General features: G+C 42.3%; 14 protein-coding genes. 3 read left to right on the top strand and 11 right to left on the bottom strand.

The annotated features are described in order from the left end of the window. Positions 1 to 9: 9 nt before the first annotated feature. From JZO70_RS09550 to JZO70_RS09535, 4 genes are all read right to left on the bottom strand, one after another. Complete coding sequence (locus tag JZO70_RS09550; protein ID WP_207673333.1) at positions 10 to 1,278, bottom strand: PTS galactitol transporter subunit IIC; 1,269 nt, start codon at positions 1,276 to 1,278, stop codon at positions 10 to 12. Positions 1,279 to 1,402: 124 nt separating this feature from the next. Continuing rightward, the gene (locus JZO70_RS09545) at positions 1,403 to 1,696 is read right to left on the bottom strand and encodes a PTS sugar transporter subunit IIB (protein WP_207673332.1); all 294 of its coding nucleotides are present in this window, start codon (positions 1,694 to 1,696) and stop codon (positions 1,403 to 1,405) included. A 16-nt stretch (positions 1,697 to 1,712) separates the two neighbouring features. Beyond that, the gene (locus JZO70_RS09540; RefSeq protein WP_207673331.1) at positions 1,713 to 2,189 is read right to left on the bottom strand and encodes a PTS sugar transporter subunit IIA; all 477 of its coding nucleotides are present in this window, start codon (positions 2,187 to 2,189) and stop codon (positions 1,713 to 1,715) included. 4 nt (positions 2,190 to 2,193) lie between these two features. Continuing rightward, positions 2,194 to 4,263, bottom strand: coding sequence for a BglG family transcription antiterminator (locus JZO70_RS09535; protein ID WP_207673330.1), 2,070 nt, complete (start codon positions 4,261 to 4,263; stop codon positions 2,194 to 2,196). A 363-nt stretch (positions 4,264 to 4,626) separates the two neighbouring features. Here JZO70_RS09535 and JZO70_RS09530 point away from each other — a divergent pair, with 363 nt between their 5' ends. Further along, the gene (locus JZO70_RS09530) at positions 4,627 to 6,993 is read left to right on the top strand and encodes a phosphoketolase family protein (protein WP_207673329.1); all 2,367 of its coding nucleotides are present in this window, start codon (positions 4,627 to 4,629) and stop codon (positions 6,991 to 6,993) included. Between the two features lie 59 nt (positions 6,994 to 7,052). On the opposite strand, the gene JZO70_RS09525 is transcribed toward JZO70_RS09530, so the two are convergent. Continuing rightward, positions 7,053 to 7,469: a DUF4809 family protein gene (locus JZO70_RS09525; RefSeq protein ID WP_207673328.1), complete on the bottom strand. Its 417-nt coding sequence runs from the start codon at positions 7,467 to 7,469 to the stop codon at positions 7,053 to 7,055. Then, the gene (locus tag JZO70_RS09520) at positions 7,441 to 8,133 is read right to left on the bottom strand and encodes an HAD family hydrolase (RefSeq protein ID WP_207673327.1); all 693 of its coding nucleotides are present in this window, start codon (positions 8,131 to 8,133) and stop codon (positions 7,441 to 7,443) included. The genes JZO70_RS09525 and JZO70_RS09520 overlap by 29 nt, the downstream gene beginning before the upstream one ends. Positions 8,134 to 8,325: 192 nt before the next feature. Between JZO70_RS09520 and JZO70_RS09515 the strand changes: the two genes are divergently transcribed. Next, entirely contained in the window at positions 8,326 to 8,520 is a 195-nt protein-coding gene (locus tag JZO70_RS09515) for a hypothetical protein (protein WP_207673326.1), read from the top strand. A 101-nt stretch (positions 8,521 to 8,621) separates the two neighbouring features. Here the strand turns inward: JZO70_RS09515 and JZO70_RS09510 are convergent, their stop codons facing one another. The 3 genes from JZO70_RS09510 to JZO70_RS09500 all read right to left on the bottom strand — a co-directional run bounded on the left by JZO70_RS09510 (position 8,622) and on the right by JZO70_RS09500 (position 10,238). Then, positions 8,622 to 8,855 carry a hypothetical protein gene (locus tag JZO70_RS09510; protein WP_207673325.1) on the bottom strand — a complete coding sequence of 78 codons (234 nt, stop codon included), beginning with the start codon at positions 8,853 to 8,855 and terminating at the stop codon, positions 8,622 to 8,624. Between the two features lie 68 nt (positions 8,856 to 8,923). Further along, on the bottom strand, positions 8,924 to 9,124 hold the full coding sequence (locus JZO70_RS09505) for a cold-shock protein (protein ID WP_207673324.1): 201 nt from the start codon (positions 9,122 to 9,124) through the stop codon (positions 8,924 to 8,926). 295 nt (positions 9,125 to 9,419) lie between these two features. Beyond that, positions 9,420 to 10,238 (bottom strand): ZIP family metal transporter, encoded by an 819-nt coding sequence (locus JZO70_RS09500; protein ID WP_207673323.1) that lies wholly within the window; start codon positions 10,236 to 10,238, stop codon positions 9,420 to 9,422. A 148-nt stretch (positions 10,239 to 10,386) separates the two neighbouring features. Here JZO70_RS09500 and spxB point away from each other — a divergent pair, with 148 nt between their 5' ends. Beyond that, the gene (spxB, locus tag JZO70_RS09495; RefSeq protein ID WP_207673322.1) at positions 10,387 to 12,114 is read left to right on the top strand and encodes a pyruvate oxidase; all 1,728 of its coding nucleotides are present in this window, start codon (positions 10,387 to 10,389) and stop codon (positions 12,112 to 12,114) included. 66 nt (positions 12,115 to 12,180) lie between these two features. Here spxB and JZO70_RS09490 read toward each other — a convergent pair whose 3' ends face one another. Continuing rightward, on the bottom strand, positions 12,181 to 13,035 hold the full coding sequence (locus JZO70_RS09490; RefSeq protein ID WP_207673321.1) for a PTS system mannose/fructose/sorbose family transporter subunit IID: 855 nt from the start codon (positions 13,033 to 13,035) through the stop codon (positions 12,181 to 12,183). Continuing rightward, entirely contained in the window at positions 13,035 to 13,802 is a 768-nt protein-coding gene (locus JZO70_RS09485) for a PTS mannose/fructose/sorbose/N-acetylgalactosamine transporter subunit IIC (protein WP_207673320.1), read from the bottom strand. The genes JZO70_RS09490 and JZO70_RS09485 overlap by 1 nt, the downstream gene beginning before the upstream one ends. Positions 13,803 to 13,814 lie beyond the last annotated feature (12 nt).

Here is a 13,814-nt window from a genome sequence, read left to right as displayed (position 1 = left end):
AAAAGCCTCCTACAATACTGAGTTCACTAGCTGTGCTAATTTCAAGAAGATCCAGTTTAAGATATTTCCGCCGGTGTCCAAGTTACTGATTTGAGCAGCCCCTTCTGGAAATTCCACGATTCCTTCTGCCATAGTCGTTAAAGTTGGCGCAAAGTCGGTAGCCATTAGTAAGGCTACAGCCATCACGACAGTTAAAGAAAGAACTGAGTGTAAAATGTTTCCTTTACGACTAGGTACAACTAAAGCAGCAAAGAATGGAATTGTTGCTAAATCACCAAACGGCAATACGCGGTTTCCTGGTAGTATAACTGCTAAGAACAACGTGATTGGTACCATCAATAGACCAGTTGATAAGGCTGCGGGTGAACCAGTCGCCAAGGCCGCGTCCATTCCTAAATAAATTTCGCGGTCGCCATAACGGCTTTGCAGCATTTTTTGGGCACTTTCTTGAATTGGAATTAAACCTTCCATCAAAATTTTAACCATCCGCGGCATTAAGAACATCACGCCACCCATGGTCATCCCGATTTGCAGAATACCTGCGATATCATAGCCTCCCAAGAGACCTAAGAATACCCCGATGATAATCCCCATGATCATTGGTTCGCCAAAAATTCCAAAACGTTTTTGAATTGTTTCTGGTTTTACGTCTAATTTGTTGATGCCAGGGATGCGGTCAATTACCCAACCGATGGGAATAGCTAAGACCGCATAGCCTTGTGCAGAGCCTGTTGGTAAGCTGACGCCTTCCAATCCATAGTATTCTTGCATCTTTGGTGCTGTCTTGTCGGCAATAATTAATACAAAAACGGTATAAATAATCCCGCAAACGATACCAAATAGGAAATTATTTGTTACAATATAACCGGTTGCTGCAGCAGCGCTCATGTGCCAATAGTTCCAAATATCGATATTTAGTGTTTTCGTCCAGTTCATTGCTAACATGATCAGGTTCACAATTAAAATAATTGGAATCATCACAGCTGCGATTGGTTGCGCCCAAGTACCAGCTGCGACGGTTGGCCATCCCGCGTCAATGATTGTTAAGTTTAACCCAAAACGTTCAACCATTGCTTGTGCTGCAGGACCAACACTTGTTGTTAATAAATTGATCACTAGATTAATCCCGATCATCCCGATACCAACTGTAAGACCTGAAATAATGGCTTTTTTCAGCGGAACCCGAAAAACAATCCCTACAATAAACATGATAATCGGCAACACAACACTTGAACCCATGTTCAAAATACTTTGTACAACGTTCGTTAAGCTATCCATTCAATTAAATCCTCCTTTGATTTGTGCTTATGAATAAATTTTTCCATGAAAAACTATTCCTTTTTTGATGTGGAAAATCCCCAGCTAAACGACTCTGCTTAATTACCGAATAGCTGGAATACCACTATTGAACTGCCTTAACGGCTTCTAAGATTTCATTTTCGACTTTTTCAGTGTTAATTCCAGTTAAAAAGGCCATCGCTTTAATCGCTGGAATGCTGTATTCTGTCGGCAACATCGTAGTTGAAATCAGGATATCCGCTTCGTCTTGTTTAGCTGCTGCTTCAGCGATCTTGATTTGGATAATTTCTGCGGGAATATCATTCCGGGCAAACAAGTCCTCTACCTTTTTCATTACCACGGTTGACGTTGCGATTCCTGCTCCACATGCGACTAATACTTTTACTTTTCTTTTCATTTTTATTGCTCCCATTCTATAAGTTATTTTTTTTAATGACTTCTAACAACGACACTTCATTTGACGCCAACAACATTTCAGACAATAAGGTTTCGTTTTGCAATAGTCCCATTAAGGATTGCAGCATCTCCAGCTGGGCATGGGGCTGATTTAAGCCTAAAACAAAGACAATATCGGTTTTCACCTGAACCTCTTTATCCTCCATGCTGTTAAATACAACCGGTCGACCGTTGGTTACAACCGCCACAAATTCCTTCAATACACATTCTGAATCCGTATGGGGAATCGCTGCGCCTAAGTTCTGCAGCTGAATGCCCGTGGGAAAGTTTTCTTCCCGTTCTTTGATCCGTTCTAAAAAATCTTCTCGTACCCAGCCTAGTGCATAGGCTCGCTGGTACACCTGCTCTAATAATTCTTCGCGGGAATCGTAAACCTCCTGCACAAAAATCAGGGACTCCTTTAGATACCCGCTTAGCTTCGTTTCTGCCGTCATCTAATTACCTCCAATAATCTTCGTTAAAGCTTAGTAAAGCCGCGCGGGCTTCCGCTTCATTTTTTGCTTGTTCTAATTGATCAATTTGTTTGGCACCAGCCAAACTCATCAGCTCAAAAATCAAATCGATATGCTCATCCTTGTCGTTTGAACCTAACAGCACGACTGTCTTGATCCGACTGCCATCATCAGCGGTTAGGGCATGTTTTAGTATGCCTAAGCTGATTCCTACGCCCGTTGCTCCTGCTTCAGGAACAGTATGAGGCAAAACAATTCGGTTACGCAGTACGGTATAGGCCGGCAAAGTGGGCATTTCTTCTTTTAGTGCTTCGATATAGTGCTCGTTGATTACCTGTTGTCGTTGCAGCGGCTGCGCCAATTCATCTAGTACCGTCAACCATTCAGTAGGCTCTTCAAATATTTGAATCGTTTCTCCTTTTAACAGATCCACTAAGCGTGGTCGCTTCCGGGTTAAAATTTTTGATTCCTTCGGTGTAAACAGATTCAACAGCTCACTATACAATTGATCCTCATCGGTTATCGTTGCGTACTTTTTCACTACCGATAAAACCTTTTCCGGTGTCACAACGCCGGGCTGGATTACCGCAGTTGAGCGCAGTACTCGTTCCCGCAGCTGTTTTTTCTCTTGCTCCGTCAAAAAACTATTCACTACAAATACATTTTTCTCGGTTTTTAAGGGAACAGCTGAAAAGATAAAATCAGCCTCATGTTCCTTTTGATAAAATTCGCGGGCAGACATCAGGGCTACAAAATCAATTTCCGGCAACAGGTTCCGCAGCGTGTTTTCCAATAGCACCGCGATCGAAACACCGTTGGGACAAACGATGATGCCTTTCTTGCGATTTTCCGGATGAATGATCTCCGTGCTCTCGATAATGTGGCTGCCGATGAATAAGGAAATGAAAAACAACTCGGCTTCAGGAATTTCTTGTCCGAAGAACTCCTCCAACGGACCACTCGCCTCTTTGACTAAATAAGCCAGTGAGAACAAATTGGCATCTTTATTTTCTTGATAATACTTGGTTTGTAAATTCAAATGATACTTAATCCGGTAATAGGCTGGCCGCATATGAACCAGCAGACGCTCCAAAAGCTTTTCTTTGTTCTCCAGGTTAACGCCGGCGATTTTCTCAAAATTAGCAATAACTCCTTCCAAGGCTTCCTTCAGCTTGTTGATTTCCTTCACTGAAAGAATATCGCCCCGGGAAAGATTGGTGGTTAAAAGCAGCAGCGTTAGATACACCCGTTCATTTTCACTAATCCCATCCACGTCCCAAACTACCCGATCGGCAGCTAGATATTCTTTCGTATCTGCCAGTTCCCGATAGTTGACTTTAAAGCTGTAAGAGATCAGTTTGCCTCTTTGGGCCCGGCGGATTAACAAGATAATCAGCAACGGTAGGATTTTCAATCGGTCATCAGTAAATTGAACATTCAAGTCTTCTTCAATTAATTCCACCCGTTTGCGGAAGGTTTCAATCATAGCAATATCCATATTGGCAAACTGGATAATAAATTGAACTCCGTTGTACATTTCCGCTAGATGACTGAGAACATCCGATAATAGCTGACGTTTGTTCCATTCATCGCCATCAATGAAGTAGCCTTTTTGCCGGGTGTACTTCAAGGTTAGGTCATGGCGGATGACATCTAAATTGGTTTCTTTTAAATCCCGTAAAATCGTATTGCGACTAACCTGCAAATCATCAATAAAGTGATTCAAGGAAAGATAATCCTCTTTGCTTAACAGCATTAATTCGATTAGATACACTCGCTCTTTGCCAGAAAACACATAATTTTCCTTAACCTCGCCGAGTGTTTCATCACCACCTTTAAAGTAAGATAAGGTTTCATTTGGAATGATAAAACGACCATTTTTTGTTCTTTTAATGACCCCAAGCTTTTCATCTTGCAAGGACTCGTTGATTTTTTTTAAGGCGTAATTCAACTGCCCTCGTGATAGATCAAATTTTTCGCACACGGCTTTACTAGTCATCTGCGGATTGTTGATTAATTCGATAAAGATTTGATTCGTTCGTTTTTCTAAGTTCATAGCCATCCCTCTCACAACTACAATTTATTATAAAATCGCTTACAATACTACTAGTGTTGTTCCCAAAATATTCAGTGTTTTTTATGCAACATGAGACCTTTTTTTACAGCTTATACCGTTTCTTGCTTGTTCTTTTATGAACAAGGCGGTCAAACCAAAGAATTTCATTCCTTCAATATACTTTTTTTCTAACCCTTTAGGCAACTTGGTGCTCAACATTTGGCTTTTTTTAACCAGTAAGTCTCATTATTTAACTATCCCGTGATGTAACGAGAGACTGATTGTTTTACAATTTTTTCCAATCGCGCTATAGTGAAATTGGATACATTATAGTAAAAAATACTAAAAAAGGAGCTTTTACTTATGACAGTAAACGTAGATTCTAAAGAATATTTCGACCGACTCAACGCCTGGTGGCGGGCAGCCAATTATATTTCTGTCGCTCAAATTTATTTAAAGGACAACCCTTTATTAAAGCGCTCCATTGAAAAAGAAGATATTAAAACACATCCAATTGGACACTGGGGAACGATTGCCGGTCAGAACTTTATTTATGCCCATTTAAATCGGGTGATTAATAAGTATGACTTGAACATGTTTTACATTGAAGGACCTGGTCATGGCGGTCAAGTAATGGTGTCCAACTCTTACATCGACGGCAGCTATACCGAAATTTATCCGGAAGTAACTCAAGATGAAGCCGGTTTGAAACGTCTATTTAAGATGTTCTCATTCCCAGGGGGGATTGCCTCTCATGCTGCACCAGAAACTCCTGGTTCAATCCATGAAGGCGGCGAGCTGGGCTATTCCATTTCCCACGCTACTGGTGCTATTTTGGATAACCCCGACGTGATCGCAGCTACGGTTATCGGTGATGGTGAAGCAGAAACTGGGCCCTTAGCCGGCAGCTGGTTTTCAAATGTCTTCATTAATCCGGTCAATGACGGAGCTGTTTTGCCAATTCTCTATTTAAATGGCGGAAAAATTTCCAATCCGACGATTCTTTCTCGCAAGAGTAATGAAGATTTAACCAAGTATTTTGAAGGAATGGGCTGGAAGCCTTACTTTGTTGAAGGAACTGATCCGGAAAAGGTTCATCCAATTATGGCGGAAACCTTGGATAAAGTGATTGAAGAAATTAAAGCAATCCAAACCAAAGCTCGCCAATGCAAAGCCGAAGATGCAACCATGCCGCAATGGCCGGTCATTATCTTCCGTACACCAAAAGGCTGGACAGGTCCAGAAGAATGGGACAATGAACAAATTCAAGGGACTTTCCGGGCTCACCAAGTGCCGATTCCGGTAGATGGTGAACATATGGAACACGCTGATAAATTAGTTGAGTGGTTGAAGTCTTATCGTCCGGAAGAACTGTTTGACGAAAATGGTACCTTAGTTGAATCGATCCGTGAAATCTCACCTAAGAGAGATAGACGGATGTCTACCAATCCAATTACCAATGGCGGGATTGATCCAAAACCGTTGAATATGCCAGATTGGCGAGAACTAGCAGTGGATACGTCACATCCCGGTGCTGTCACTGCACAGGATATGATCGTCTTTGGTGGTCATGCACGGGGTATTATTAAGAACAACCCTGACAATTTCCGAATTTTTGGACCGGATGAAACTAAGTCTAATCGCTTGAATAAGGTCTTTGAGGTAACCGATCGCCAATGGCTAGAGCCTAAGAAAAGTTATGATGAATGGCAGGCATCAGCTGGTCGGGTAATTGATGGTCAATTGTCTGAGCACCAAGCAGAAGGCTTCTTAGAAGGGTATGTATTAACTGGGCGTCATGGCTTCTTTGCCAGTTATGAGTCCTTCTTGCGAGTAGTTGATTCAATGTTAACGCAGCATTTCAAATGGATGCGCAAAGCTAGTGATCAATCTTGGCGCAAGCATTATCCATCCTTGAACTTGATTTCAACATCGACAGTCTTCCAGCAAGACCATAATGGCTATACCCATCAAGATCCAGGTGTCTTGTCTCATTTAGCTGAGAAGAAACCTGAATTTATTCGCGAGTATCTGCCAGCAGATGCTAATACGTTAATGGCCGTTATGGACAAAGCCTTGCAGGAAGAGCAAGTCATTAACTTGATTGTTTCCAGCAAACATCCCCGTCCTCAATTCTATTCAGCCCAAGAAGCGGAAGAATTAGTCGACAAAGGAATGAAGATCATTGACTGGGCAAGTACCGATGGCGACAGCGAGCCGGATATCGTCATCGCAGCTGCCGGAACTGAGCCAAACTTGGAAGCACTGGCTGCTGTCAGCATTCTGAATAAGCATTACCCAGAGATGAAGATTCGCTTTATCAATGTGGTAGATATTTTGAAATTGCGTCATCCTGATAACGACCCACGAGGGTTAAGTGATGAAGCATTTGATGACTTGTTTACAACAGATAAGCCAATTGTCTTTGCTTTCCATGGCTATGAAAATATGATTCGCGATTTCTTCTTTGATCGCCACAATCATAATCTGCATATCCATGGCTACCGGGAAAATGGCGATATCACTACGCCGTTTGATATGCGGGTCTTTAGCGAAATGGATCGCTTCCACTTAGCTCAAGATGCAGCCAATGCCGTTCATGGTGAAGCAGCTGCGGAATTTTCGGAAGAAATGGACGAAATTCTGCAACGTCATCACGACTACATTCGCAAAGAAGGAAAAGATCTAGTTGATGTTACTGACTGGACTTGGGAAGATTTGCAAAAATAAGCCTTAAACACAAAAATAAGACCGAAGCCTTTGGAATTATCCAAGGTTTCGGTCTTTGCTTATTTAACGACTTCTAAAAATTCGTAGGCTGGAATGGAAAAGATCTCCTGCAGCACTTGATTGACTTGAATGAATCCTTCTTCTTTGACTGCTGCACACTTAGGGATTGAACATCTGTAGTCAGCTTTTTGATAGGTAATCATGGGGCCGACTTCGTGAACCTCAATCTGCTGATCGGCTTTTTTGAAGACCAATTCATCCTCGCCGATTCCGATTGTTACGTAGTCCTGCCGCCAGCCATTTTCCATCACTAACGCCGTAATCAAAGAAGGATTGTCATACTCGTCCAGCAAGATGGTTTTCTGATTTTCTAAATGCAAGGTATAGGTGATGCTGCTTTGAAAGCCGCAAGCATTGCAGCCGCCCTCGGAGATAAACTTCTGCTGATTAATGACTGCTTGCTGCATCTTGTTCATCTCTCACTTCTTGTTGGATTTTTGCTAAAGCTTCTCGATCTAACGCATCAAAACTTTCTACGATGCGATCTGCTTTTTGCAAATCTTGTTTAGGATAAATAGGATTGTGGAAACCTACGCAAACCATCCCAGCACGATTAACCGAGGTACTGCCGTTTTTGGTGTCTTCAATGCCTAAGCAATTCACTGGCTCTACACCTAAACGTCGTGCCACTTCCAAATAAACATCTGGAGCGGGTTTGGAGTTAGGAACTTCTTCGCTGCTCATGACTACTTGAAAGCATTCAGCAATTCCTAAGGCTTTTAAGTTGGATTTGATTTCTTTTAAAGTCGAAGAAGAAGCCACTCCTAAAGGTAATCCTGCTTCGTATAGGCGTTTAACAAATGCTGGTGCCCCTTCGATTGGGCGAACTCCGTCCTTTTCTACCATTACTTCCCGCATTTGAACCATTTTTTTCACGTATTCTTCCACTGACAGCGACAAATCAAATTCTTCCTTCATCTTTTGCCACATGAATTCACCGGTAGTCCCCATAAACTGGTAATGATAGCTTTCTTCTACTGGATGACCTGCTTCCTTCAAAATAGCGGACTTGCTCTCAAAATAGGTATATTCTGAATCAACTAATACCCCGTCCATATCAAAAATAATTGCTTCTAGCATGCTTTTGCTCCTCATCATTTATTCATTTTGCTTCTACTCTAGCATAGTTGCACAAACTAAGATAGCTCCATTTTAACAAACTTCTCATACTAATAGCCAATCTAGAAATACATCTTAGGTTGGACGTTTTTAATAAAAACCTTTGTTATACTTTATACATCATCAAGAACAACAAGGAAGAAGGAGAAACTTATGAAAGAATATTCAACGCCTGTACGTATTTTAATGGTCATCGGCTTTTTTCTCGTAGCTAGTCTTGCTTTGCACATCGTCGGCCCGCTGATTTCCGGATTACTGTCAGTTGTCTTTCGCGTTGGGGTTCCTTTAGCAATTGCTTACTTTATTGTTAATTGGTTAACCAAACGCAGCCAGCAGCGTCGCTATTAATACCTAATTTAGTTTAAACGTATCCTTACAAATACGAAAAAAGAGAACAAATCATCTCAAACAGGATCAGATGATTTGTTCTCTTTTGTGTACCTAGAAGATTAGTTAATTTTGGTATCCTGCAGATCCGCATAACGAATGACTGTAGTGAAATCGTGCAATGTTTTGGTAGGGCTAAGAACAATTTTAACGACAGCCGAGTTATTCAACATGGTTTCAATGACACCAACTTGCGCTTCTTCCTTATAAAAGAACGCGACTTCCGAGCCCACCATAAATTTTTCACCAATTTCTGAAGGGACATTAGGTCTATATCCAAACGTTTTTCCAGCCATTTTTTCATCCTCCTAAAATGTAAAAAAAAAGAGAAGATCTTAATAGATCTCCTCATTAATTAGTGTGATTAAGCTTTAACAATGTTAGTAGCTTGAGGTCCACGTTGACCTTCTTCGATATCGAAAGTAACTGCTTGGCCTTCTTCTAAGCTCTTGAATCCTTCGCCTTGGATAGCTGAAAAGTGAGCAAATACATCGTTGCCGTCTTCTCCAGTGATAAATCCAAATCCTTTGTCTGCGTTAAACCATTTTACTGTACCGTTATTCATAATAAGTACCTCCAAATACACATCAACTGTGTTTATTTTTGTAATAAGAAATGACGTGTAGAAAGAAGTGCGTATCAACAAGTATAGATAAACAAATAGTCACATATCAAAAGTATTACATGAGATAGCATAACATCTCCCAGCTGAAATTGCAACTAAATATGAACATTTCCATGAAATATACCGTAAAACATTAAGAAACTGCTTTTCCTCTTAATAACTTAACCTGTGTTGCTTTGGCTGTTAGTAGCTGCAGATAAACGAAAAAAAGAACGGTATAAAACCGTTCCTACATTTACCCTAATGCTACATCTAGAATCATCATAATAATAAAGCCGGACATGGCGCCAAATACAGCATGATGATGCTTGCTGTCGGTGGTTGCTTGTGCTTCTGGAATAAGCTCTTCCACCACGACATAGATCATCGCACCTGCGGCAAAAGCTAACGCATAAGGCAATAGCGGCTGAACCCGCATCACCAGTACGGCCCCAATGACTGCGGCAATCGGCTCCACAATCCCCGATGCTTGGCCATATAAAAAGGATTTCCACCGGCTAAGCCCTTCTTGCCGCAGCGGGATCGATACTGCTGCCCCTTCAGGAAAGTTCTGAATCCCAATCCCTAAGGAAACCGAGACCGCTGCCAGTACCGCTGCTGTTGGATTCGCGGCTTCGCTTGCCGCTCCAAAAGCAACTCCTACTGCCAAACCTTCCGGAATGTTATGTAAGGTAATAGAAAATACCAGTAAGATCGTCCTCTTTAAATGACTAGGCAAGCCTTCTTTTTCCTGGTTTGGCCCAAAATGCATATGAGGAATTGTCTTATCTGCCAGATATAAAAAGAGTCCGCCTAAACCAAAGCCGATACTGACTACCAACCAGGGAATCGAACCGTTCTCTTCTGCTGCTTCAATTGCCGGATCTAACAACGACCAGAAGCTGGCGGCAATCATGACCCCAGAAGCAAATCCCAGCATTGTGTTTAATACATTGCGATTAATATTTTTAAAGAAGAAAACCATCGCTGCTCCCAAAGCAGTCATTCCCCAAGTAAACAGTGTACCCACTAATGCCTGCTGCCAAGCAGACAACGTCAACAACCATTCTGCCATACTAACCTCCTAAAGCGTTTTTACGCTCTTTTTTAGTTTATCACAAGATAGACCGCCTCTCAAATGCTAGGCGAAACACATTCTTTGGTTGGATTTAGCAAAAGCGTTATACTTAAGGTGTTAGCTATTAAGAAAGCGAGTGAGAAACATGACAAAAATTAATGCTGCTATTGCAATGGTCAAAGTGTTCGAAGCTTGGGGCGTTGATCATATTTACGGAATCCCTGGAGGTTCCTTTAACTCAACGATGGATGCCTTATACAAAGAAAGAGAAAGTGTAAAATACGTTCAAGTCCGTCACGAAGAAGTCGGTGCTCTAGCTGCCGCCGCTGACGCCAAACTTACAGGCAAAGTCGGTGCAGTTTTCGGTTCTGCCGGACCAGGCGCCAGCCATTTGATTAACGGCTTATACGATGCCCAAATGGACCATGTTCCGGTTGTGGCTTTGTTAGGCCAAGTTGCTTCAACTGCCATGAACTACAATATGTTCCAAGAAATGAATGAAAATCCAATGTTCGCAGACGTAAGTATCTACAACCGGACAGCTATGACACCTGAAAGTTTGCCTCATTTAGTTGATGAAGCGATTAAAGCGGCTTATGAACACAAAGGTGTAGCTGTAGTAACGATACCGGTTGACTTTGGATTTGAAGATATTGAAGAACAAGAAATTGCAACAGCTAAAAATCATCGTACCGGTGTTGCGATGCCGGCTGAAGAGGATTTGAAGGCAGCGATTCCTTTGATTGAAGCGGCTAAACAACCGGTTCTATATGTAGGACAAGGAACACGAGGCGGTTTTGAAGATATCAAGGCTTTCTCTGAGCATTTCTCAATGCCAGTAGCTGCGGCTGTTTTGGCTAAGGGGATTGTTCCGGATACCTATGAAAACTTCTTAGGATTTGCGGCTCGAGTAGCGACTAAACCAGCCAATGAAGCACTAGCTAAGGCGGACTTAATTGTCTTTGTCGGTAGTGACTTCCCATTTGCACGAGCTTTCTTCAATCCTGAAGCGAAGTTCATCCAAGTGGATATTGATATGGTTAAATTCGGCCGTCGCCATCATACCGATGTAGCAATCTTTGGTGATGCCAACACTGCTTTGCGCAGAATGGTTGAACTAGGTGAAGCTCGACCAGCCGATCATTGGTTCAAAGCCAATCAAACAAACATTAAAAACTGGCACAACTGGCGTAAAAGCTTCTATGAAGACAAACAATCGCCATTACGCCCAGAACCTGTCTTTAAAGAAATCAATCGGATTGCCGAAGAAGATGCGATCTTCGTTACCGATGTCGGTAATACAACCATCAACTCGATTCGCCATTTAGAAATGAACGGCCAACAGCTTCATACGACTTCTGGCTGGTTTGCGACGATGGGGAATGGCGTACCAGGCGGGATCGCTGCTCAATTGAGCTATCCAGATCGCCAAGTCTTTACGTTAAGCGGTGACGGCGGCTTCGCCATGGTGATGCAAGACATTATGACCCAAGTGAAGTACGAATTGCCGATTATCAACGTGGTCTTCTCCAATGAATCATTTGGTTTCATTGAAGCCGAACAAGAAGATACCGAACAAAAGAAATTTGGTGTGTTCTTAGGGGGCGCAGACTTCGGTAAAGCAGCAGAAGCCATGGGTGCTGAAGGCTTCACTATTACTGAATATGATCAATTACAACCTGCCTTTGAGGCAGCTAAAAACAGCAAACGACCTGTCGTTATCGATGTAAAAATCGAAAATGCTCGTCCATTGCCAGTCGAAGAATTGAAATTAGACCCAGCTGAATTTTCAGCTGAAGAAGTTCAAGCCTTCAAAGAGAAATACAAGGTTCATGATATGCCTGCCTTAGGGGAACTTTTGAGAGAAGAATAACCTAGTAAAGGCCATGCTGAGGATTCAGCATGGCCTTTTTTGTTGGTTAGGAATTACAGTTACATTCTAAATAGCATTCACGATTAAGCCTAGTGCAGCTAAGACTGCCCCACCGACAATTTGAATCACCAGTACTTTGGTTGGTGTGTATTTTTTGTTTTTCAGCAAATAATACGTCAACAAAGTGACACCTAAAGGCAAAATTCCTTTGATCAGGCTGTCTAACACATCGGTTTGAATCGACAATGACTCTTTGCCGCTTAAGTGTACCTGCAGCGGTGTAGCAATTTTAACGAAGTTTGCCGCTAGCGATCCAATTACAATCGCTCCCAGAGTTTGTGAGAAGGTCATGATATAGGATAAACGACCACCAGCCATCATCTTTTGAATTCCTTCTTTACCTTGCTCATAGCCTTGAATCCATAAGAAGTAGGCAATCACAGTCATGATAATCCAATGCAGCGCGAAGAATAAAACTGGTCCCATGAAAATATTTCCCTGTGAACCAAAAGGCAGCGTAAAGGAAAGTAAGATCGGAATCAAAGTTCCTTGCCAAAGCGTATCGCCAATACCGGCTAAAGGCCCCATTAACCCAGTTTTCAACCCATTAATTGTCTGATCTGGAATATCCGCACCACTGGCACGTTCTTCCTCCATGGCAATAACCATTGATAAGATCGGTCCGCCAAAGGAAGGCTCGGTGTTGAAAAACTGCATGTGGCGATCCAATGCCGCTTTCATTTCGTCCTCATCTTTACCATAAAGCTTTTTCAAAATTGGGCTAAAAGCGTGTACTACACCGGTTGCTTGCAACCGCTCGTAATTGTAATTGGCATGTGAAAAGAAGGTCCAGCGCCAGAAGGCTTTGACAACATCCTTTTTCGTCAGTAATTTAGTTGGTTCCGTTGTCGTTTGTTCCATTAGACCATTCCTCCATTCTTATCTTTCAGATACAGCTCAGTAAATACATAACCGATCACTAGCGCGAACACGGCAATTGGTACAGCAGGAAGACCAGAGTAAACAGCTAACATGAAACCAAGTACAAAGAACAATAATGTTCCTTTCCCGTTCATCGCGCGTAAGTTCATCGCAATCCCTAATGCTGGCAAGATCCCACCAATTGCTGATAGAACGGCTAACGGTCGACCGCCTAACGCATCGACAACACCTTCAACAGCATCCGCACCTAAATAAGCAGCTGCAGCAACAGGAACAACGGTAATTAATAGTAGAAATAATTGCGGTGGTACGATATGAAGCCAATTAATCTTGTCAATGTTACCCTCTTCGGCTGCTTTATCCGCCATATGGACAAAGGTAATATCCACAGTCATATGAGCAACCCAGATCAGCGTACCCAACAAACCGATTGGTACTGCCAAGGTTGTCGCAACAGACGGACTAACGTTGGCTGCCATTGCTAAAGCAGTCCCTAATGTACCAGCCAAAGCCGGGTCCATTGCTACGGTTCCACCAGCTGAGATAAAGGCTAAGTACGGCAAGTTAATAGCTGCACCGATAATACAGCCTTGAACCGGATCACCTAAGATCAAACCGACGACTGTTCCATTGACTAACGGTCGCATCCACCCATGGGTACCAACCAATGAAAGCCAAGGTGTACCATTAATTCCCAAATAATAAACAACACCAATTAAAATTGCTTGAATTAAATTGATTTTCATTTTTTCACATCC

Source organism: Candidatus Enterococcus moelleringii (assembly GCF_017377575.1).
Lineage (GTDB): Bacteria > Bacillota > Bacilli > Lactobacillales > Enterococcaceae > Enterococcus_A > Enterococcus_A moelleringii.
Note: the sequence above shows the minus strand (reverse complement) of the source record. Positions and strands in the feature narration are given on the sequence as shown.